The sequence below is a fragment of the Citrobacter sp. Cpo103 genome, from assembly GCF_030332605.1.
GTDB lineage: Bacteria > Pseudomonadota > Gammaproteobacteria > Enterobacterales > Enterobacteriaceae > Citrobacter > Citrobacter portucalensis.
Genome location: NZ_JAOWHO010000035.1, coordinates 188,572 through 210,558, shown reverse-complemented (window position 1 = coordinate 210,558; position 21,987 = coordinate 188,572). Strand labels below are relative to the sequence as shown.

At 54.9% G+C, this 21,987-nt stretch carries 20 protein-coding genes; 7 read left to right on the top strand and 13 right to left on the bottom strand.

Annotation, left to right across the window (positions count from 1 at the left end; all coding sequences use genetic code 11):
• Positions 1-55 precede the first annotated feature (55 nt).
• The 9 genes from mmuM to OGX89_RS17545 all read right to left on the bottom strand — a co-directional run bounded on the left by mmuM (position 56) and on the right by OGX89_RS17545 (position 10,215).
• Complete coding sequence (mmuM, locus tag OGX89_RS17585) at positions 56-988, bottom strand: homocysteine S-methyltransferase (RefSeq protein WP_126955943.1); 933 nt, start codon at positions 986-988, stop codon at positions 56-58.
• Positions 975-2,378 carry an S-methylmethionine permease gene (gene mmuP / locus OGX89_RS17580; RefSeq protein WP_126955944.1) on the bottom strand — a complete coding sequence of 468 codons (1,404 nt, stop codon included), beginning with the start codon at positions 2,376-2,378 and terminating at the stop codon, positions 975-977. The genes mmuM and mmuP overlap by 14 nt, the downstream gene beginning before the upstream one ends.
• A gap of 274 nt (positions 2,379-2,652) precedes the next feature.
• On the bottom strand, positions 2,653-3,864 hold the full coding sequence (mhpT, locus tag OGX89_RS17575; protein WP_126955945.1) for a 3-(3-hydroxy-phenyl)propionate transporter MhpT: 1,212 nt from the start codon (positions 3,862-3,864) through the stop codon (positions 2,653-2,655).
• 69 nt (positions 3,865-3,933) lie between these two features.
• A complete protein-coding gene (mhpE, locus tag OGX89_RS17570) occupies positions 3,934-4,947 on the bottom strand; it encodes a 4-hydroxy-2-oxovalerate aldolase (protein WP_063941282.1) in 1,014 nt (337 codons plus the stop codon).
• Positions 4,944-5,894 (bottom strand): acetaldehyde dehydrogenase, encoded by a 951-nt coding sequence (mhpF, locus tag OGX89_RS17565; RefSeq protein WP_126955946.1) that lies wholly within the window; start codon positions 5,892-5,894, stop codon positions 4,944-4,946. The genes mhpE and mhpF overlap by 4 nt, the downstream gene beginning before the upstream one ends.
• Complete coding sequence (gene mhpD / locus OGX89_RS17560) at positions 5,891-6,700, bottom strand: 2-keto-4-pentenoate hydratase (RefSeq protein WP_126955947.1); 810 nt, start codon at positions 6,698-6,700, stop codon at positions 5,891-5,893. The genes mhpF and mhpD overlap by 4 nt, the downstream gene beginning before the upstream one ends.
• 9 nt (positions 6,701-6,709) lie before the next feature.
• Entirely contained in the window at positions 6,710-7,576 is an 867-nt protein-coding gene (gene mhpC / locus OGX89_RS17555) for a 2-hydroxy-6-oxonona-2,4-dienedioate hydrolase (RefSeq protein WP_126955948.1), read from the bottom strand.
• A 28-nt stretch (positions 7,577-7,604) separates the two neighbouring features.
• Positions 7,605-8,549 carry a 2,3-dihydroxyphenylpropionate/2,3-dihydroxicinnamic acid 1,2-dioxygenase gene (gene mhpB, locus OGX89_RS17550; RefSeq protein ID WP_063941281.1) on the bottom strand — a complete coding sequence of 315 codons (945 nt, stop codon included), beginning with the start codon at positions 8,547-8,549 and terminating at the stop codon, positions 7,605-7,607.
• Between the two features lies 1 nt (position 8,550).
• Positions 8,551-10,215 (bottom strand): bifunctional 3-(3-hydroxy-phenyl)propionate/3-hydroxycinnamic acid hydroxylase, encoded by a 1,665-nt coding sequence (locus tag OGX89_RS17545; protein WP_126955949.1) that lies wholly within the window; start codon positions 10,213-10,215, stop codon positions 8,551-8,553.
• A gap of 191 nt (positions 10,216-10,406) precedes the next feature.
• Between OGX89_RS17545 and OGX89_RS17540 the strand changes: the two genes are divergently transcribed.
• Both OGX89_RS17540 and OGX89_RS17535 read left to right on the top strand, forming a co-directional pair.
• Entirely contained in the window at positions 10,407-11,219 is an 813-nt protein-coding gene (locus OGX89_RS17540; RefSeq protein ID WP_126955961.1) for a DNA-binding transcriptional regulator, read from the top strand.
• A 135-nt stretch (positions 11,220-11,354) separates the two neighbouring features.
• The gene (locus OGX89_RS17535) at positions 11,355-11,657 is read left to right on the top strand and encodes a putative quinol monooxygenase (RefSeq protein WP_003830918.1); all 303 of its coding nucleotides are present in this window, start codon (positions 11,355-11,357) and stop codon (positions 11,655-11,657) included.
• 235 nt (positions 11,658-11,892) lie between these two features.
• Here OGX89_RS17535 and OGX89_RS17530 read toward each other — a convergent pair whose 3' ends face one another.
• The 3 genes from OGX89_RS17530 to OGX89_RS17520 all read right to left on the bottom strand — a co-directional run bounded on the left by OGX89_RS17530 (position 11,893) and on the right by OGX89_RS17520 (position 13,498).
• Positions 11,893-12,450: a hypothetical protein gene (locus OGX89_RS17530; RefSeq protein WP_232397812.1), complete on the bottom strand. Its 558-nt coding sequence runs from the start codon at positions 12,448-12,450 to the stop codon at positions 11,893-11,895.
• Positions 12,451-12,689: 239 nt separating this feature from the next.
• Positions 12,690-13,166: a cold-shock protein gene (locus OGX89_RS17525; RefSeq protein ID WP_003021353.1), complete on the bottom strand. Its 477-nt coding sequence runs from the start codon at positions 13,164-13,166 to the stop codon at positions 12,690-12,692.
• Between the two features lie 86 nt (positions 13,167-13,252).
• Entirely contained in the window at positions 13,253-13,498 is a 246-nt protein-coding gene (locus tag OGX89_RS17520) for a YmjA family protein (RefSeq protein ID WP_003021350.1), read from the bottom strand.
• A 377-nt stretch (positions 13,499-13,875) separates the two neighbouring features.
• On the opposite strand from OGX89_RS17520, the gene OGX89_RS17515 reads away from it, so the two are divergent.
• Positions 13,876-14,652 (top strand): MBL fold metallo-hydrolase, encoded by a 777-nt coding sequence (locus OGX89_RS17515; RefSeq protein WP_126955950.1) that lies wholly within the window; start codon positions 13,876-13,878, stop codon positions 14,650-14,652.
• An 18-nt stretch (positions 14,653-14,670) separates the two neighbouring features.
• Positions 14,671-15,621 carry a GlxA family transcriptional regulator gene (locus tag OGX89_RS17510; RefSeq protein ID WP_063941275.1) on the top strand — a complete coding sequence of 317 codons (951 nt, stop codon included), beginning with the start codon at positions 14,671-14,673 and terminating at the stop codon, positions 15,619-15,621.
• Here OGX89_RS17510 and OGX89_RS17505 read toward each other — a convergent pair.
• Positions 15,618-16,226: a class I SAM-dependent DNA methyltransferase gene (locus tag OGX89_RS17505; protein ID WP_370612808.1), complete on the bottom strand. Its 609-nt coding sequence runs from the start codon at positions 16,224-16,226 to the stop codon at positions 15,618-15,620. The genes OGX89_RS17510 and OGX89_RS17505 overlap by 4 nt on opposite strands.
• Before the next feature lie 156 nt (positions 16,227-16,382).
• Here OGX89_RS17505 and OGX89_RS17500 point away from each other — a divergent pair, with 156 nt between their 5' ends.
• From OGX89_RS17500 to OGX89_RS17490, 3 genes are all read left to right on the top strand, one after another.
• On the top strand, positions 16,383-17,474 hold the full coding sequence (locus OGX89_RS17500) for a LacI family DNA-binding transcriptional regulator (RefSeq protein WP_122973924.1): 1,092 nt from the start codon (positions 16,383-16,385) through the stop codon (positions 17,472-17,474).
• A gap of 121 nt (positions 17,475-17,595) precedes the next feature.
• The gene (locus OGX89_RS17495; protein WP_126955951.1) at positions 17,596-20,679 is read left to right on the top strand and encodes a beta-galactosidase; all 3,084 of its coding nucleotides are present in this window, start codon (positions 17,596-17,598) and stop codon (positions 20,677-20,679) included.
• A 51-nt stretch (positions 20,680-20,730) separates the two neighbouring features.
• The gene (locus OGX89_RS17490; protein ID WP_003830908.1) at positions 20,731-21,984 is read left to right on the top strand and encodes an MFS transporter; all 1,254 of its coding nucleotides are present in this window, start codon (positions 20,731-20,733) and stop codon (positions 21,982-21,984) included.
• Positions 21,985-21,987: the final 3 nt, after the last annotated feature.

Here is a 21,987-nt window from a genome sequence, read left to right as displayed (position 1 = left end):
CCTGATGCGCTGCGCTTATCAGGCCTACAATGAACGAAGTAGGCCCGATAAACTCTCAGCTTCGCGCTTTTAGCGCGGCGATATCCGCAGGCGTGGTGCGACAGCACCCGCCAATTAACCGGGCGCCAGCGGCCTGCCACTGCGGCAGATAATCCGCCAGTTGCGCGCAATGCTCACCGTGATGATGCCAGGTTTTGCTCACCGCATCGTACTGCTCGCCCGAGTTCGGATACACCACCAGCGGCAGCGCCGTTAAACCGTGTAAATGCTGCAACGCAGCGGTGGTGTTTTCCAGCGCAATGCAGTTAATGCCTAGCGCCACCACCTGCGGATAACCCGCCAGCAACGCAACCACGTCACGCAGCGGCGTACCGTCGCTCAGGTGCTCGCTGTCGCACAGGGTAAATGAGAACCACGCCCGCGCACGCGGATATGCGGTCAACAGCTCAGCCAACGCCTCAATCTCGGCAAAATTCGGCAGGGTTTCGCAGGCCAGCAGATCGGCCCCGGCATCCAGCAAGGCTTCCACGCGCGGGCGATGAAACGCCTGGAACGCCTCAACGCTACAATGATAATCGCCACGGTATTCAGAGCCATCCGCCAGATACGCGCCGTAAGGCCCAACGGATCCCGCCACCAGCAGCGTTCCTGCCTGCGGGTTCTCTGCCAGATACGCTTCACGGGCTTTACGCGCCAGCTCCACGCTTTTGCCAATCAGCGCTTTCGACTGCGCTTCATCCAGACCTCGCGCGGCGAAGCCCGCCGGCGTCGCCTGATAGCTGGCAGTGATCGCGCATTGCGCCCCCGCCCGGTAGTAATCAAGATGCACTTCGCGGATAAGCTCCGGGTTTTCTACCAGCACTTTGGCTGACCACAGGCTGTCGGCTAAGTTACACCCTCGCGCTTCCAGCTCCGTCGCCATCGCGCCATCCAGCAGCAGGAGATCCTGTTTATCAAGGAGAGCGCGTAACGGATTATTCTGCGACATGTTCTGGCTCCTGTTTTGCGTTTCGGGGTTGAGTAAGGAAATAAGCACCATAGCACAACGCAACAAACGGTAACCCGCACCACAACGCAATTCTCTGCGCTGGATCGAATGCCAGCCCTACACAGGCCACCAGGCACAGCACAAAACCTAATACCGGCACCAGCGGATACCACGGCGCGCGATAATGTAATTCACTCAATGCCTTACCTTGTTGCAGATGACGGCGACGAAAAACAAAATGCGAGGCGCAGATGCTCAGCCACACCGCCACCACCGCAAACCCGGAGATTGCCGACAGCGCAACAAATACCGTGTCCGGGGCCACCACGCTGGAAAACAGCGCCAGCACACCACCGAGCATACTGACCGACAGCGCCGTCAGCGGAACGCCGTTTTTCGTTACTCGCGCAAAACAGGCCGGTAGCGTACGTTCATTCGACAGCGACCACAGCATACGCCCGGAAGCATACAAACCGGAGTTAGCTGCAGAAAGAATAGCTGTCAGGATCACGAAGTTAAAAATATCAGCGGCGTACGGGATCCCTACTTTCTCAAATACCAGCACAAACGGGCTTTTCTCCACGCCCGCCTGCTGCATCGGGATCAGCGCCGCCAGCACAAACACGGTGCCAATGAAGAAAATAATCAGCCGCGCAATGGTGGTACGAATCGCCACGGGGATAACCTTGCGCGGTTTTTCCGTTTCACCGGCGGCAATGCCGATAAGCTCGGTCCCCGAAAAAGCAAAGTTCACTGCAACCATAGTCATCAGAATCGGTAAGCCACCGTGCGGGAACCAGCCTTCCGCCGTGATATTACTCAGCCCCGGTGCGGGCGAGCCATCCTGCATCGGAATAAAGCCGAAAATCGCCGCCCCACCGAGGATGATAAAGGCGATGATAGTGACCACCTTGACCAGGGAGAACCAGAACTCCCCTTCGGCAAAAAAGCGTGTGGAGATAACATTCAGACCAAAAATAATCGCGCAGAACACCACGCACCAGACCCATACCGGCACCTGTGGAAACCAGTACTGCATACAGAATCCAGCGGCGGTAAAGCTCGAACCCAGCGCCACGGTCCAGGTCAGCCAGTAGAGCCAGGCCACGGTATACCCGGTAGCCGGACCAAGATAGCGCGCGGCATAAACGTGAAACGCCCCGGTCTCCGGCATCGCGACCGACAGCTCGCCCAGACACTGCATGACCAGCCAGACCACCAGCGCGCCAATCAGATAGGCCAGTAGCGTTCCCGCCGCTCCGGTGGTGGAAATGATGTACCCGGTATTGAAGAATAACCCTGTGCCAATCACGCCACCCAAGGAAAGCATAATCAGGTGACGCGTTTTCATTGTGCGCTTCAGTGGCGCATTTTGTTGTGTTGTTTGCATATAACCTTCTAAACGTATGGACATCTAAACATCCAAAGAAGGTTTGTTATACCGTGTTTGTTAACAGAATGCAAAGTCAACCCTGCACCAGACGCAGATGACCGCGCCGGGCGCTTAATAGCGGGTGGGGATTAATAATCAGATACAAAAAGGGCCGCCAGCTCATAACGCCTCCGTTGCCATGTTTTATCTAAACTTTGGCAACACAGTTGACTGACGGCGTTCACCCGGAAGTGGGAATCAAATCTCCCCACTCCCACAACCGGATGAGTGCTTAAGCACCGCTGACCGGGAACGGCATCTGCGATTTGCGGCTCATCAGAATAAATACCGCCAGGCCTGCCAGCAAAATGCCCGGCGCAGAAGCCGCCATCACCCCTACCGTTCCGGTACCGAGCGCTAACATTTTCCCTGCCAGCAGCGGGCCGCTCATCGCCCCCAGACGCCCGACTGCGACGGCGGTTCCCACGCCTGTGGCGCGGATCTGCGTGCTGTAAAACAGCGGCGCCAGCGCATACAACACGCTTTGCCCGCCGGTGGCGAACATCCCCGCCACAAATCCCGCCATTAGCATGCCGCTCAATGACGACACCGTACCCAGCGCCAGCAGTGAAGCCAACATCCCAGTGTAGATCAGCAGCGACATCACCACCGGGCGCAGTTTATCCATTAACGCCCCGAGAATTAACGTGCCGCTGGCCGCGCCAATTTGCAGAGCAAACATTACGCCTGCCGCCTGCGATGGCCGAAAGCCCTGCTCCACCAGCAGCATTGGCAGCCAGTTGATCAGCATATACACCACCAGCAGGGTGAAGAAATAGCACAACCACAGCAGCAGCGTGGCACTCGCCGTCGCTGGCGCAAACAGGGCCCGCAGCGGTGCGACGGCCACTTGCGTTTGTTGGGTATAAACCTGTGATTCCGGCAGCCAGCGCATCAACAGCGGCACCAGCAGCAGCGGGATCACCCCGCCTACCCAAAAAACCGTTTGCCATGCGGAGGCCAGACCGCTAAACCCGAGCGCTGCCGCCAGCGCCGCACCAATCGGCACACCACAGTACATCAGACTCACCGCCGTACCTCGAAAACGCGGGCCCGCCGCCTCGGAGGTCAGCGCGATCAGGTTCGGCAACGCCGCGCCCAGCCCGACACCGGTCATCAGACGGGCAAATACCAGCGATGAGAAATCCCAGGAAATCGCCGTCGCCAGCGAGAACAGGCCGAACAGCGCCACAGAGGCAATGAGAATACGCTTGCGGCCGTAGCGGTCAGCCAGCCTGCCACCCACCAGCGCGCCGGGCAGCAGCCCGAGAATGCCCGCACTGAAGATCCAGCCCATCTGCATTTTATCCAGCGCAAACGCGTGGGCGATACCGACGGCAGCGATACCAGCGGCCTGTAAATCCAGCCCTTCCATCAGGGCAACTAAAAAGCAAAGCCCAACAGTCAACGTCAGGCGGTAAGATGCGGGGGTACGGGTCGTCATAAGATGTCTCTCTGAGGTCACGATGCAGGTGAATCGCGGCTGATACGTTGCCAGCCGCGTAATCATTTTTTATTTGCGGTTGCGCAGGTCCAGCGCCACGTCGACGATCATATCTTCCTGGCCGCCCACCATCCGACGTTTGCCCAGTTCCACCAGAATATCTACTGCGCTCAGGCCATAGCGTGCTGCCGCCACTTCGCAATGACGCAGGAAGCTGGAGTACACCCCGGCATAGCCCAGCGCCAGCGTTTCACGATCCACCCGCACTGGGCGGTCTTGTAGTGGACGCACTAAATCGTCGGCGGCGTCCATCAGTGCGTAGAGATCGGTTCCATGCTGCCAGCCGAGTTTTTCCGCAGCGGCGATAAACACTTCCAATGGCGCGTTGCCCGCGCCTGCGCCCATCCCGGCCAGGCTAGCGTCGATACGGTCACACCCCTCTTCTACCGCGGCAATGGAGTTCGCCACGCCAAGACTCAGGTTGTGATGCGCATGCATTCCGGTTTCCGTCTCCGGCTTCAGCACCGCTTTCAGTGCGCGGAAGCGGGCGCGAATATCGCTCATGTTCATTGCGCCGCCGGAATCGACCACATAAATACAGGTCGCGCCGTAGTTCTCCATCAGCTTCGCCTGCTGTGCCAGGTTCTCCGGTGTGGTCATATGGCTCATCATCAGAAAGCCGACGGTATCCATGCCAAGCTCACGCGCATACTGAATATGCTGGGCCGACACGTCTGCTTCAGTGCAGTGGGTCGCCACGCGCACTACCCGTGCGCCGGCCTGATATGCATTTTTCAGGTCATGAATAGTGCCGATACCCGGCAGCAACAGCGTGGCAATTTTGGCATGCTTCACCACGTCCGCCGCCGCTTCAATCCACTCCAGGTCGCTGTGCGCACCAAAGCCGTAGTTAAAGCTGGAACCTTGTAAACCGTCGCCGTGGGCCACTTCAATAGAATCAACCCGTGCGTCGTCCAGCGCTTTGGCTATCTGGCGCACATTCTCCAGCGAATATTGATGACGAATAGCGTGCATACCGTCGCGCAGGGTCACGTCAGAGATATAGAGTTTTTTACTGTTCATGCTGCTTCTCCTGCCTGACGAGCGAGGGACTGCGCCATCTTCTCAGCGGTCGCCAGCGCGCTGGAGGTCATAATGTCGAGGTTGCCCGCGTAGGCTGGTAAATAGTGCGCCGCGCCTTCCACTTCCAGATACACCGCAGTTTTCAGCCCAGAGAACTGGCCGATACCCGGCAGATTCACCGGTTTATCCTCCGGGATGACTTCAAACTGGACACGCTGTTTCAGGCGATAGCCCGGCACGTAGGCCTGCACCGCCGCCGCCATCTCATTAATAGACGCTTCAACTTCAACCTCAGAGGCCGCTTCGCTCAGCACATACACCGTGTCACGCATCATCAGCGGCGGCTCGGCCGGGTTAAGGACAATAATGGCTTTGCCTTTTGCCGCGCCGCCGACCACTTCAATCGCCTTCGAGGTAGTTTCGGTAAACTCGTCGATATTGGCGCGGGTACCCGGCCCCGCCGATTTACTGGCGATCGAGGCGATAATCTCGGCGTAATGGACTGTTGCCACGCGAGAAACTGCCGCCACCATTGGGATGGTTGCCTGTCCGCCGCAGGTCACCATATTGACGTTCTGCTGATCAACGTTGGCTGCCAGATTCACCACCGGCACGCAGTAAGGACCGATTGCCGCGGGCGTCAGATCGATCAGGCGGATGCCTGGTTTAACGGCACGTAGCGCGGCATCGTTCTTCACATGCGCGCCTGCGCTGGTGGCGTCAAACACGATGTCGATATCGGCGAATTCCGGCATGGCGATAAGCCCTGTCACCCCTTCATGGGTGGTGGCAACGCCCATGCGTCGGGCACGCGCCAGGCCATCAGATTCTGGATCGATACCGACCATCACCGCCATTTCCAGATGCACGCCGTGACGCAGAATTTTTATCATCAAATCGGTACCGATGTTGCCGGAGCCGATAATGGCGACTTTACGCTTACTCATGACTGACTTCCTTTTGTAACCGCCGCTGAAAAGGTGGCGGCGACTGAACCAATACCGTCGATATGGGCTTCGAAACGATCGCCCGCATTCACCGCCACCATCGGGCCTAACGCTCCGGTGAGAATAATGTCTCCGGCACGCAGCGGCTCGCCGAGGCTGGCCATTTTGCGCGCCAGCCAGACGGCAGCGTTGATCGGATGTCCCAGGCATTCGCTGCCGCGTCCGCTGGAGACCTCTTCGTTGTTGCGCGTCATTTTCATCGCGCAGTTTTTCAGATCTAATCCTGCCGGACGCTGCGCCGGACCGCCGACCACATACACGCCACAGGAGGCGTTATCCGCCACGGTATCAACAAATTTGATCGACCAGTCGCGGATACGGCTGCCGACCACTTCCAGCGCGGGAAGTACCCACTCGATGGCGTTGTAAAGCTCGTCAAAAGTGGTGTCGGTATTGGGCAGATCGCGGTTCAGCACCAGCGCAATTTCGGCTTCAATACGCGGTTGCAGCACACGGGAAAACGGGATGGTTTCGTTATCGCCACAACACATATCAGCAAACAGCGTACCGAAGTCCGGTTGATCGACACCCAGCTGCTGCTGCACTTTCGGGTGCGTCAGCCCCACTTTGCGCCCGACCACGCGACGCCCGCGCGCCACGTCGTACTGCACGTTGATGCGCTGAATGGCGTAGGCCGCTTCGGCGTTATCCACACCAATCAATTCACGCAGTGGGGCGATGGCTTCCCCTTTTTCTTCAGCCTGACGTAAATCGGCGGCTAGCTGCTCAAGATTACGATTCGTCATGTCCGTTCCTTAAGGGCGTGTGAGGAAATTCAGCACCAGCTGGTTAAAGGCATCCGCATGCTCCCACTGCGCCCAGTGTCCGCAGTCGCGGTAGATATGCAGCTCAGAACCGGCAATTCCGGAGAGCAGGCGCAGACCGGCATCCATCGGTACGAAGCGGTCATTGCGTCCCCAGACAATCAGGGTCTGGGCTTTGATTTCACCCAGACGCGGGCTGAAATCCGGGAACTGTTTCGGGTTGGCCTCCAGACTCTGGACAAAGTTTTCCAGGTGATCGCGGCGCGACAGCATGTTGTTCAAACGCGCTTCGAACAGCGCCTCGGTCAGGTCGCTGGTGTCGAAGACAAAGATCTCCATCATCAGCTTCAGGTTCTCGATGGTCGGCTCGCGATACAGCTGATTCAGGCGCTTGATACCTTCGGTCGGCATCGGAGTAAACAGGCTCATGCCGCCCGTTCCGCCGCCCATTAATACCAGTTTGCCCACGCGCTCCGGCCAGCTCAGGGTAAACGCCACAGCACTGTGACCGCCCATCGAGTTACCCAGCAGGTGGACTGTTTGAATATCCAACTGATCGACCACGCTTTTCAGGATTCGAGCGTTGAGATCGGATCGCGAACCGCGGTTAACGATCCCATCGCTTTTGCCCCAGCCAGGACAATCCAACAGGATCACCCGGTATCCGGCCTGTACCAGCGGATCGATATTTCGGCTGAAGTTTGCCCAGCCCGTCGCGCCAGGACCGGATCCGTGCAGCAGCACGACGGTCTCTTCGCCCTGCCCACAGTCATTGAAATGCACGCGTAGGGTTTCGCCTGCTTCCTGCACCTCCAGAAAACGACTGGTAGCGGCTTCGGTTTGCGATTGGTAAGTCATGATGTTCTCCTGCATATTCAGTTCTGTTTTAGTTCTGCGTAGTGGCGCTCAGGGAGCCGAATCCGGCGATCCACTCCGGGATCGGGCGGTAATAACGGCCTTCGCTGCGCCAGTTGCCAAAGGCAGAAATGGCGGCAAAGGCGGCAACCCAGGTTTTAACTTCGTGCGTTGATTTGCCCGCCATCGCGGACAGCTCTTCGTTACTGACCGCGTCCAGCTCCTGCAAACGCCCCTGCTCAAGCAGCGTCATAAAACGGTTATCCCAGACGGGGTTAAGCGGGTGCAGCGTGTTTTGATCGACCACAAACTTCTCGGCGGCGCTGATCACCCGCTGCTGGCGCAGCTCGCGCTCGTTTTCAGGCAACTGTTTGCCGCTACCGAGCAGGCGGTCGCGCATATGGGCATCGGCCTTCGCCAGTTCCGGTACCGGCGGCTGATGCGACAGACCACCGGAGCCTAAAAACAGCACGCGCTTATTCAGCGAGCTGGCGAAACGGCCAATCGCTTCACCGAGCATGCGGGTGCGCTGAAAGCCCGGCAGCGGCGCGGCGACGCCGTTAATAAACACTGGCAGCACCGGCACCTTATCCAGGCCGCCGAGCAAAAACTCCAGAGGCTGCGCGAAGCCATGATCGACCTGCATGTTGTAGGACACGGCGAGATCGATACCGCTTTTCATTACCGCGTGGGCGCAGGCTTCAGCCAGATCTGTCGGAACCGGCAATTCCCCCGCCGCGCTACCAAAATCGCCGATCGCCGTAGCGCCAACGCCTAAACAGAACGGCGGCATCACGTCGTAGAAAAATCCGTTGTAGTGATCGGGGGCAAACAGCACGACCAGTTCAGGTTCGAACGCCGCAATACGTGCCCGAGCGCTGGCGATCACGCCGTTAACCTCGTCGAGCACAGCCTGTGCCGGGTCGACATAGCCCACCAGCGGCGAATGGGAAAGACAGTGAAGATAAGCGTGCATATCAGGCAACCTTTTCAACAGGAATGTCGACAGTAGCGCGAGTGAGCGTCATCACCGACGCCAGTTTATTCAGGGTGCTGCCCAGGGTTTGCGGAATGGCGATGGCGGCCACGAAGCGGTCCGGGCGCATGACTACCAGCGCGGCGTTGTGCTGGGCAAACCACGCGCGCAGGCGGTTTTGCGTATCGCCAATGCGGGTAACGCCATCGTGGTTATCCTGATCGGTATGTATCTGCGTCTCCGGCACGACCTGGATAAAACACGTCCCCAGCGCCTGCCACTGTTGGATCTGCGCCTCGCTCATGCCCCATAGCGGGTTACAGCCCCAGCCAATCACCGCGAAATTCGGTCCGATGACGTTGTCGAGCAACGTCGCTTCGCCCGATTCCAGCGTCACCTTCGGCTGGATAAACATCTTGCCGACCGGTGAAGTTTTCGCGTTGCCTTCACGCACCAGCGCCCCGGCGTGGTACTGCGGCATCGGCTTAAAGCGCATTTCAAGGAAGTAGCGTTTGACCGGCGGAATATAGTTCAGCAGCCAGGAAACCCCATCGCGCACCGCACCATGCCAGCGTTTGGGCGGTGCAAGTACGTTGCCTGCGGTCACAGAGAGGTCGATCATCGCTTTGGCGTGGTCGCGACGTTCCTGCTGGTAGGTATTCAATAGCGCATCGCCGGCTTTACCGTTAATCACCAGCGCCAGTTTCCATGCCAGGTTGAAAGCATCGCGCATGCCGCTGTTGTATCCCTGACCCTGCCAGACCGGCATAATGTGCGCCGCATCGCCCGCCAGCAGCACGCGGTCAATACGAAAACGTTCGGCCAGACGAGCATTATGGGTATACACGCGCTGGCGGATCAGCTCGACGTTGTCCGGGTTCGGCAGCACTTTGCTCAAGAGCTGACGCATATTCTGCGACTCGCTAAGCTGCGCTTCGGTTTCCCCCGGCATAACCATAAACTCAAAACGGCGCACCGCGTGCGGCAGCGCGGCAGAGACATACGGGCGCACCGGATCGCAGCACAAATACACATGCGGCGTGCTGAGCGGATCGTTGGCGATATCCACTACAATCCACTGATTCGGCGCGGTTTTACCTTCAAACGGCACGTTCAGCGAGCGTCTGACGTTGCTGCCACCGCCGTCACAGGCCACCAGCCACTGGGCCTTCACCGTTTCACGTTGATCGTCCGGCGCTTTCAGATTTAGCGTCACTTCGCCGTTTCGCTGGCTGAAGGCCTCCAGTTCGCGGGAGAACAGGCAGCGCACGTTGGGAAAACGCGACAACCCTTCCAGCATCACCGCGTCCACCTGTGGCTGAATAAACGCATTGCGGCGCGACCAGCCAAATTCGTCGGTCATCGGCTGGATATCAGCAAAGCAGCGGCCTTTCGGGGTGAGAAAACGCATTGCGTGCCACGGCGTGGTGTGCGGCAAAACGCGCTCGACCAGCCCCACAGACTGCATAGTGCGCAGCGCTTCATCGTCAATGCCGATGGCGCGAGGATAGTCGATCAGCGTGTCGAGCTTCTCCACTACCAACACCTCAATGCCCATCTGGCCAAGATAGTTGGCCATCATCAGCCCTACCGGACCAGCGCCGGCAATCGCCACCTGCGCGGTATGCTGCGCAGCGGGTTGGATATCCGGGTTTTTTGTTGTCATTTCAGAACCTCACGACTCGGACAAAACGCAATTGCAGACCCTGGTGAGGCGCAATCTGTTTTGTTAAAAATATGTGAATAATTTTTTGTTGTGCGGTCAGTATAGAAGCGAGTTTTTGCGCTACAATCAAAACATGCCAGGATGTGCACTAAGTGCACAACGTTGTTTTACCTGTAGATTTGTCAATGAATATGAAAAATGACGAGAGCACTGAGTACAAAACCGTACGCGGATTAACGCGCGGATTAATGTTATTAAATATGTTAAACCGGCTCGATGGTGGGGCCAGTGTTGGCTTACTTGCTGAGTTAAGCGGCCTGCATCGCACCACGGTCAGACGGCTGCTGGAAACCCTGCAGGATGAGGGTTACGTCCGGCGCAGCCTGTCCGATGACAGCTTTCGCTTAACTATTAAAGTCCGCCAGCTCAGCGAGGGGTTTCGTGACGAGCAGTGGATTTCTGCACTCGCCGCCCCGCTGCTGGGGGATTTGCTGCGCGAGGTCATCTGGCCGACCGACGTTTCCACGCTGGATGTGGACGCGATGGTGGTACGTGAAACCACCCACCGTTTCAGCCGCCTGTCGTTTCACCGGGCGATGGTAGGGCGTCGTTTGCCACTGCTGAAAACCGCATCCGGCCTGACCTGGCTGGCATTTTGTCCGGAGAATGAACGGCAGGAACTGATTGAAATGCTGGCCTCCCGACCGGGAGAAGAGTTTCAGCTTGCGCGCGAACCGCTGAAGCTCAATGCCATTTTGTCCCGCGCGCGAAAAGACGGTTTTGGCCAGAACTTTCGCGGTTGGGATCAGGAAGAGAAAATCGCTTCTATCGCCGTCCCCATCCGCAGCAAACAGCGGGTGATCGGCTGCCTGAATCTGGTGTATATGGCCAGCGCCATGACCATCGAACAGGCTGCGGAAAAGCATCTTCCGGCCTTACAAAAGGTGGCAAAACAAATAGAGGACGGCGTCGAGTCGCAGGAGATTTTGGTTGCCGGGAGGTGAGATGGATCACAGTTATGCGGATTATCTGATTGATAGCTGGCATAACTCACTATCCGGCCGATAAAACTCTGTGACCTCTTGCCCAAAAAATATCTTCATTACATAGTGTGCATTCGTTTTCTGCCAGGAGGCTGCATGTTAAAGGTCATTGCTGAGGATTTCATCAAACCTGAGTATATTGAAACCGTTCTCCCGTTGTATCGTGAGCTAATATCGGCAACGAAGAAAGAACCGCACTGCATTGCTTACGACCTCTATATTGATGAAAAAGATCCGGGGCATTTTATTTTTATCGAAGAATGGCCAAACCACGCGGCTCTCGATGAACATTGTGCCAGTGAGCATTTCCAGCGACTTGTACCATTAATCGATCAATACACGCGCCAGGAAGCACGTTACATACTGATGGATGACGTGGTAAATCCGGCAGTCTCGTGATAATGAAGGAAGTAGTTGGAATACTGTTAATTATGTTTTTGGCAGAATGCTCAACACCAGGAAAGACAGTCTTTTACTTCCCTGGTCGCTGAGGGCTTAAAGCCTCTTCAAAAGAGGCTTTAAGCTTTGCAACAATGCATCCCACGGATTACAAAACGGAATCATCACTGTTCCAGCTGTATTGTTATTTAGAGTTTATACTCCATTATTACTGTTCCAGATATTAAGCGCATTTTTACGAGGCCATTTTCATCGCGGCACCAATAACTGCCATACACATACTGCTCGCAAGTAAAACAATAAACCAATATATATAATTATTAAACTTTGTAAATAACCAGATAAATCTAAGCAATGACAATGCAGCAATAGAAATAGAAGACACAAACATTGTAAATATATAAATACCAGAAATTATCCATCCTGCTTCTTCGTAAATACTCTTCATTGTAAAAATAAGGATAGATAAGTAAAATGCTGATAAAGCAAGCCCGCTCAGAAAATCATAATAATCGATGTATGTGATGTTTTTATCTTTCTGCGGAAGAGCTATAAACTTTTCAAGTTTCTCATTGTCTACTCGTGACAAAAACCGATTAATTAGCGGAGTAAACATCACTAAAATCATCACCAAATGAATGAATAGTAAAGAAAGTTTAATTCTGTCATCAACCGATTCATTCTGTGGCCAGATAGATATTATTTCATAATCCATTTTTGCAAGGAGAAAAAAGCAAATGGCCGATGGTATATATTCAGAAGATATAGCTTTCCATATTTTTTTTAAAATCACTTATATTACCCCATTAGTTATACCGGTGAATCACTATTAGTTAACCGCGCTACTAATCTGCAAATAGTTGGCGATCATATTTATTTAATACGGATAATATATATCTATTCAGAAACGGATTGCTACCTACTAATTTTATCACTACATACCTGAATCACGTAAATTACACATATCAAAAAAAAACCGAAACCCGCCCCTGAAAAGAGCAGCGTTCCGGTTTTTATTCAGTCCGAAGGGTTTCAGACTTTAAGCAGTTTCACCGTCTCATCGATGTCGATTTCATCTTCCGAGAAGATCAGCGTCGTGCCCTGGAAGGTAGTGATGGCCAGCTTTTTCAGCGTGCGCATTTCACCAGGCTTCACGTCTGATTTCGGTCGGATGCTGTTCATCAGCACGCCGACAGACAGCACAGCATTTTCTTTGTCGATACGGGTCTCTACAGGGACTTCTTCGCTGTAGACCAGGAATGACTTGATCGAGGTGAGCTTCAGACGCTCGCCTGCGATATAGATGTACTTGCTGTCTGGTATGACTTTTACCGCGTAGGCAGACAAGCCTTTGTTATTGGTGGTGGGCTCAAAAGTCACCGCCGCGTCTTTCTTGATCAGCTCAGGATTAGCAACCTTAATCACATGAAAATAGCGGTTGTCGCCGTTTTCATCTTTGATAAATCCAAAGCCTTTATCTTTAAACCATGTTGTGATTGTTCCGTTCATTGCTGTTTCCGCCTGATTAAACCTATTACTCGTAGAGTATACCTACTCAATTTGCGCGCAGTGTAAAACACAGGCCATGTCTTTGGCTACTCGTTACCCCAACGATTGAGGAACTCCGCAATATCATCGATACGCTGAGCGTCGACACCTGCCACGGTAGCCATCTCCTGCTGCGCTTCTTCGCTGATCTCTTCGTTGTTCATCAAACGGGTGATCAGCTGCTGGAAGTAGTGCGCCAGCGCGTCACGTTCTGTGTCGCTCACCGGCTTTGCGGCCTCGGTCGCGTACTCGTCGGCAATATCATAATATTTTAGCGGAATGTCGTTGTTCATCAGTTGCTCCGGGGTAAATGCATGTGCCAGCAGTTGCCTGCCGCGTCTGGTGTGAATGATAGCATTCTTATTTCATGGTTCGCGATCTGTTTTATTGGTCACTATGCATTACATATATCAATAATGTTTTCTGGCACCACTTCGCATTTAATCAACCTTTCCGTATTTAAATAACAGCATTCTTATTCAGCTCGATAAAAACAACTGCGTATTAAATAACGAGCCACAAAGGGAATATTAAATTACTTTAATTACATAATTGATATCTGTCATCTGCAGTTGGCCCAATCTCATCGCTAGTCGCCCATTTGCCCACATTCATCTTCTGGACAACACTCTACGATGACACCACTGACCCAACACGTGGAGCAAACACCATGAACATCACGCAAATCCGTAACGCCACACAGCACATCACCTTTGGTGGCAAAACCTTTCTGATCGACCCTATGCTGGCGGCAAAAGGTACTTATCCGGGCTTTGCCGGTACGGCACGCGCCGAGATCCGCAACCCGACCGTTGATCTGCCTGTCGATATCGACACCCTGCTCAACGTTGATGCGCTGATCGTGACCCATCTGCATGAAGACCACTGGGATGAAGCCGCGGCTCGTGTCGTACCGAAAGACAAACCGATTTATGTGCAAAACGATCGCGATGCGCAGGTACTGCGGGAACAAGGTTTCACGCAACTGACCGTACTGACGCAAAACACTGCGCTTGGTGATATCACCCTGCGTAAAACCGGCGGCCAGCACGGTTCGGATCGCACTTACGCCATCCCGCAAATGGCTGAGCGTCTGGGTGATGCCTGCGGAGTTATCTTCCAGCATCCGGCGGAAAAAACGCTGTATCTGGTCGGGGACACCATCTGGCGCGACGAGGTGGAAACCAACATGCGGACTTTCCAGCCAGGCGTGGTCATTGTGAATGCAGGCTTTGCCCACGTTATCGGGTTTGGCCCAATTATCATGGGCGCGGAAGATGTGCTAAAAACCCACTTCACGCTGCCCGAAGCACAAATTGTGGCGACCCACATGGAGGCGATTAACCACTGTCTGCTGACCCGCGCGGCCTTGAAAGAGTACGCCTGCGACAACCAGATTGCGCAATTTGTTAACGTGCCGGAAGATGGCGAAACCCTGACGTTTTAAAATCCACAGAGGACTCGTATGCAACCGCTTAACGTCGCCATTGTTGCCGTGGAAGATTTCAGCCCGTTCCACTTCTCGGTGCCGTGCATTATTTTCAGTGACAAAGTGGCGGCGAAAAAGCGTTTTGAGGTGCAACTGTGCGCCGAACAGCCGGGCATCGTTTCCTCGCAGGATGGCTTCTCCATCAACGCAGCCTACGGCTATGAAGCGGTGGAGGCCGCCGATATTGTGGTGATCCCCTGGTGGGGCACCACAGCACATCGGCCACCACAAAGCCTGCTTGATGCGCTCAATCGTGCGCGACAAAACGGCGCGCAGATTGTTGGATTATGCCTGGGTGCGTTTGTCCTCGGCTACGCCGGTCTGCTGGATGGCAAACGGGCGGCTACGCACTGGGAGTTCGAGCAGGATTTTCAGGCCCGTTTTCCGGCAGCTCATCTGGATATCAACGCGCTGTATGTGGATGACGACGGTATTATTACCTCGGCAGGCACCGCCGCCGCACTGGATTGCTGCCTGTACGTCATCCGCCAGCGTTTTGGCAGCACGGTGGCGAATCAGATTGCCCGACGGATGATTGTGCCGCCACATCGCGAGGGCGGCCAGGCACAGTTTATCGAGCAACCGGTGGCGAAAAATACCAAAGATCAGCGCATCAACGTCCTGCTCGACTATTTGCGCCAGCATCTCCATGAACCGCATAATCTCGACGAGCTGGCGCAACGGGTGATGATGAGTCGTCGCACCCTCACCCGTCATTTTATGAAGGCTACAGGGTCAAGCGTGGCCGAATGGTTGATTGCCGAGCGCCTGCGCCGTAGCCAGACGTTGCTGGAGTCCAGCCAGTTACCCGTTGAACGCATCGCCGAACAGGTTGGTTTTCAGTCGCCCGTCACCTGGCGCCAGCATTTTAAATCCCACTTTGGCGTTAGCCCGGCTGAATGGCGTAAAACCTTTCGCGGTGATTAGCTTCTTTTTTGCGCCAGCCAGATGGTGTGCCCGGCGCAGTGCGGATCTTCCATCACCATCTCGACCACCGCAAAACCGTGTGCTGACAGCAGTGCCCGGTATTCATCCGGGGCGAGGCTGGCGTGAAACAGCGGCTCACCTTCAAATTGCCCCATCGCGATACCGTTGTCCGTACCGCTGGTGAACATCAGCGCGCTACCGGGATGGCTGAGGCGGTCAAAAATCGGGAACATCTTTTGCTGGTCCTGCTGAGTTAAATGGAAAAAGCTATCCCAGGCGATCAGACCATCGAAAGTCTCATTGAGTGCCAGCTCGCGCATATCCTGTTCCAGCCAGAGCTGCGCGGGAAAAGTGTTTCGGGCCCGCGCCAGCATCGCCGGGGAACCATCAACGCCGGTAAGCTGAAAACCCTGCTGGATAAAATAACCGGCGATCGGCTGGCCGTTGCCGCAGCCAATATCCACAATGCTGCCCTGCCCGCCCATCACGGAAATGAATTTATCGAGCCAGCTTTTCTCGAACAAGGTGCGCGAGCGCTGGCTGGCAAAAGCATCCGCATGGCGTCGGTAGATGGACAGAATATTTTTTGCCGCAGAATCGCTCACAATGTCCTCACTTTTTTCTTCTGTTAGGTATAACGGCGATAAATCCTTCAGCACGCTATCCTCAAACCCTGGAATGCGCCTCGCAGAACCCATGCGCAAATACCCCAAAACCGTCCCGCTGTGGCATCATAGCGCACAGATAACGTCATTACAGGGGTGATAAACGTGAAACCGGTAACGCTATACGATGTGGCAGACCATGCAGGCGTCTCTTACCAGACCGTCTCTCGCGTCGTGAACCAGGCCAGCCACGTTTCCGCAAAAACCCGACAGAAAGTTGAGGCCGCGATGGCGGAACTCAATTACATTCCTAACCGCGTTGCACAGCAGTTGGCTGGCAAACAGACGCCACTGATTGGCGTTGTGACAGCAAACCTTGCCCTGCATGCCCCCTCACAAATCGTTGCTGCCATAAAATCCCGCGCCGACCAGTCCGGTGCCAGCGTGGTGATCGCCATGGTCGAGCGCAGCGGCGTTGAGTCCTGTAAAGCCGCGGTCCACAATCTGCTTTCTCAACGCGTAACCGGGCTTATCATCAACTATCCGCTGGATGAAGAAGATGCCATTGCCGTGGCCGCTGCCTGCGGTACGGTGCCGGTGCTGTTTCTCGATGTCTCTGACCTGACGCCAATTAACAGCGTGATTTTCTCTCATGACGACGGCGCGCGTCTTGGCGTTGAACATCTGGTGCAGCACGGACATCAACGGATCGCCCTGCTGAGCGGGCCGCACACCTCCGTTTCGGCAAGGCTTCGGCATGCGGGCTGGCACAAGTATCTGGCACATTACCAGCTACAACCCGTAGCGGAGCTGGAAGGCGACTGGAGCGCGATGTCTGGTTTTCAGCAAACGATGCACATGCTGAATAACGGTAACCTCCCTACCGCCATGCTGGTCGCTAACGATCAAATGGCGCTGGGCGCGATGCGGGCAATCAGCGAGTTCGGTCTGCGGGTCGCCGTGGATATATCGGTAATTGGCTACGATGACACCGAAGACAGCGCCTGTTACATCCCACCGCTGACCACCATCAGGCAGGATTTTCCGTTACTGGGTGAAACCAGCGTCGACAGGCTGCTGCAACTCCCACGTGGCGAATCAACCGTGGGCAACCAACTGCTACCCGTCACCCTGGTCAAGCGCAAAACGGTTCTGCCTCCCGATACGCAAACCACCACTCCCCAGGCGCTGGCTGATTCCCTGATCCAGCTGGCACGGCAAGTTTCTCAGCTCACACCCAAATTGTGAACGCATAACAATTGTGTGAGTCAGTTCACTTATTGAACGCTCCATCCTTTACAGAAAGGAGCGCTTGTTCGTATTTTGATTGAAATTGTGAGCGAGTAACAAATTCAAACAGGATACCGTTATGAACCTGAACACAGATTCACTCTCCGCTGTTCTGGCCCGCCGTGACTGGGAAAATCCCGGCGTCACGCAGCTCAACCGCCTGGAGGCGCACCCGCCTTTTTGTAGCTGGCGCTCAGCGGATGATGCACGTACCAATCAGCATTCGAGTCAGTTACGCTCGCTGAATGGCAAGTGGCAATTTGCCTGGTTTGCCGCACCGGAGGCAGTACCGGAAAGCTGGCTGACAAGCGATCTGCCACAGGCAGACATCATCAACGTCCCTTCTAACTGGCAGATGGACGGTTACGATGCGCCAATTTATACCAACGTCACCTACCCAATCCCGGTGCATCCTCCGTACGTTCCGGCACAGAACCCCACAGGATGTTACTCGCTCACATTTAATATCGAAGACGCGTGGTTAGAGGAAGGTCAGACGCGCATTATTTTTGACGGGGTCAATTCCGCGTTTCATCTGTGGTGCAACGGTCGCTGGGTCGGTTACGGTCAGGACAGCCGTCTGCCGTCTGAGTTTGATCTTAGCGATTATCTGCTGCGCGGCGAAAACCGTCTGGCTGTGATGGTGCTGCGCTGGAGCGACGGCAGCTATCTGGAAGACCAGGACATGTGGCGCATGAGCGGTATTTTTCGCGATGTCTCCCTGCTGCATAAGCCCACTACGCAAATCCGTGACCTGCGCATTAATACCCGTTTTAATGACGACTTCAGCCGCGCCACGCTGGAAGCGGAAGTCAGAGTGGGTGGCAACGAGAGCGAAGATTTACGCGTCACCCTGCAATTGTGGGAAGGTGAAACGCTCAGCCACGAAACGACCTCACCGCTCGGCAGCGAGATCATTGATGAACGCGGCGCTTATCATGACCGGGTGACTCTGCGTCTGAACGTCGAAAAACCGGCGCTGTGGAGTGCCGAAACACCCAATCTGTACCGCGTCGTTGTGCAGTTACGCACCGCGGGCGGAGTGCTGATTGAAGCGGAAGCCTGTGACGTTGGTTTTCGTCAGGTTTGTATCGAAAACGGCCTGCTGCTGTTAAACGGCAAGCCGCTGTTGATTCGCGGTACCAACCGCCATGAGCACCATCCGGTCAACGGCCAGGTGATGGATGAGGCGACGATGGTGCAGGACATCATCCTGATGAAGCAGAATAACTTTAACGCCGTGCGCTGCTCACATTACCCGAACCATCCGTTGTGGTACACCCTGTGCGATCGCTACGGTCTGTATGTGGTCGACGAAGCCAACATTGAAACCCACGGCATGGTGCCGATGAATCGCCTCACCGACGACCCCGCATGGTTGCCTGCCATGAGCCAGCGCGTCACGCGCATGGTGCAGCGCGATCGCAACCATCCGAGCATTATTATCTGGTCACTGGGCAATGAATCCGGCCATGGTGTCAATCACGACGCGCTCTACCGCTGGATAAAATCAGAAGACCCGTCACGCCCGGTACAATATGAAGGCGGCGGCGCAAATACCGCGGCGACCGACATTATTTGCCCGATGTACGCCCGCGTAGATCAGGATCAGCCCTTCCCCGCAGTCCCCAAATGGTCGATTAAAAAGTGGCTGTCGATGCCCGGCGAGCAGCGTCCGCTGATCCTTTGTGAATACGCCCACGCCATGGGCAACAGTTTTGGCGGCTTCGCCAAATACTGGCAAGCGTTCCGCCAGTATCCGCGCCTGCAGGGCGGGTTTGTCTGGGACTGGGTGGATCAGTCGTTGATTAAATATGATGATAACGGCAAGGCATGGTCAGCCTACGGTGGCGACTTTGGCGACACGCCTAACGATCGTCAGTTTTGCATGAACGGACTGGTGTTCGCCGATCGCACTCCGCATCCGGCGTTATACGAGGCCAAACATGAACAGCAGTTCTTCCAGTTCACGTTACTGCCGGGCGCTGAACGCCAGATTGAAGTGACCAGCGAATATCTGTTCCGCCGCAGCGATAACGAAGTTCTGCACTGGTCGATTGCTCAGGACGGCAATCCGCTGGCCGCCGGAGAAATCGTTCTGGATATCGCCCCACAGGGTCGCCAGGTGATTACCCTGCCTGATGTCCCGATGCCAGACACCGCAGGCCAGCTGTGGTTGACGGTACGCGTAGAGCAGCCTCAGGCGACCGCATGGTCAGAAGCCGGGCATATCAGCGCCTGGCAGCAGTGGAAGCTGGAAGAAAAACTCAGTCTGGCACGGCAGCCAACTCACTGTTTCGCGCCACAGCTTAACGTTAGCGAAAACATCTTTACCGTTGAGAACGATAACAAGCGCTGGCAATTCGACCGTCAGTCTGGCCTGCTGACACAGTACTGGATTGGCGATAAAGCCCAACTGTTAACCCCACTGACCGACCAGTTCACCCGCGCACCGCTGGATAACGATATCGGCGTGAGCGAATCAACCCGCATCGACCCTAATGCCTGGATTGAACGCTGGAAGGCTGCCGGTCATTATCAGGTCGAAGCAACGTTACTGCACTGTGCTGCCGACACGCTGAGCAGTGCGGTACTGATCACCACCGAACATGCGTGGCAGTATCAGGGCGAAACGCTGTTCGTCAGCCGAAAAAGCTATCATATTGACGGCAATGGTGAAATGCAGATAACGGTGGATGTTGACGTTGCCAGCGGTACGCCGCATCCGGCCCGCATCGGCCTGAGCTGCCAGCTGGCGCAGGTTGCGGAGCGAGTGAACTGGTTAGGTCTCGGCCCGCATGAGAACTACCCGGACCGTCTGGGCGCCGCCTGTTTCGATCGCTGGGATCTGTCGCTTGATGAGATGTACACCCCGTATGTTTTCCCGAGCGAAAACGGTCTGCGCTGCGGCACGCGCGAACTGTACTACGGCGCGCACCAGTGGCGCGGAGACTTCCTGTTCAACATCAGCCGCTTTAGCCAGCAGCAACTGATGGAAACCAGCCACCGCCATCTGCTGCAACCTGAGGCGGGCACCTGGCTCAATATTGATGGCTTCCATATGGGCGTCGGCGGCGATGATTCGTGGAGTCCTTCAGTGTCGCCGGAATTCCAGCTAAGCGCAGGACGCTACCACTTCCAGTTCGTCTGGGGCCAAAAATAATAATATAAGCAGGGCAGGTTGATACCTGCCCGCATTTATAGGAAGTCTGTTATGTATTATTTAAAAAACACTAACTTTTGGATGTTCGGCTTTTTCTTCTTCTTTTACTTTTTCATTATGGGTGCCTATTTCCCCTTCTTCCCTATCTGGTTACACGATGTAAACCATATCAGTAAAGGCGACACCGGCATCATCTTCGCCTGTATCTCACTGTTTTCTTTGTTATTCCAGCCAATTTTCGGACTACTGTCCGATAAGCTTGGTCTGCGTAAACATCTGCTGTGGGTAATTACCGGCATGCTGGTAATGTTTGCCCCGTTTTTTATTTACGTATTTGGCCCATTATTGCAGGTTAATATTTTACTGGGTTCAATTGTCGGCGGGATTTACCTTGGCTTTATTTACAATGCCGGTGCCCCAGCGATTGAAGCCTATATTGAAAAAGCCAGCCGCAGAAGCAACTTTGAATTTGGTCGCGCGCGCATGTTTGGCTGCGTGGGCTGGGCGCTGTGCGCCTCGATTGCCGGCATTATGTTTACCATCAATAACCAATTCGTCTTCTGGTTAGGTTCTGGCTGTGCGGTCATTCTGGCATTGCTGCTGCTCTTTTCAAAAACAGATGCCCCCTCTTCTGCAAAAGTCGCGGATGCGGTAGGCGCCAATAACTCGGCATTTAGCCTGAAGCTGGCGCTGGAGTTATTTAAACAGCCGAAACTTTGGTTCCTCTCCTTGTATGTGGTCGGCGTTTCCTGTACTTACGATGTGTTTGACCAGCAGTTCGCCAACTTCTTTACCTCATTCTTTGCCACCGGCGAACAGGGCACCCGCGTGTTTGGCTACGTCACGACGATGGGAGAATTACTCAACGCCTCGATCATGTTCTTTGCGCCGCTGATTGTGAACCGAATTGGCGGAAAGAACGCCCTGCTGCTGGCCGGTACGATTATGTCGGTAAGGATTATTGGCTCGTCATTCGCCACCACTGCACTGGAGGTCGTTATTCTCAAAACGCTGCATATGTTTGAGATACCGTTCCTGATCGTCGGTTGCTTCAAATACATCACCAGTCAGTTTGAAGTGCGTTTCTCGGCCACAATTTACCTGGTGTGTTTCTGCTTCTTCAAACAGTTAGCCATGATTTTCATGTCAGTTCTGGCCGGAAAAATGTATGAGAGCATTGGTTTCCAGGGAGCTTATCTGGTGCTGGGGATTATTGCGCTGAGCTTCACGCTGATTTCCGTATTTACCCTTAGCGGGCCGGGGCCGTTTTCCCGCGTTTTCACCCCGGCAGGTAAACAAGTCTGAAGA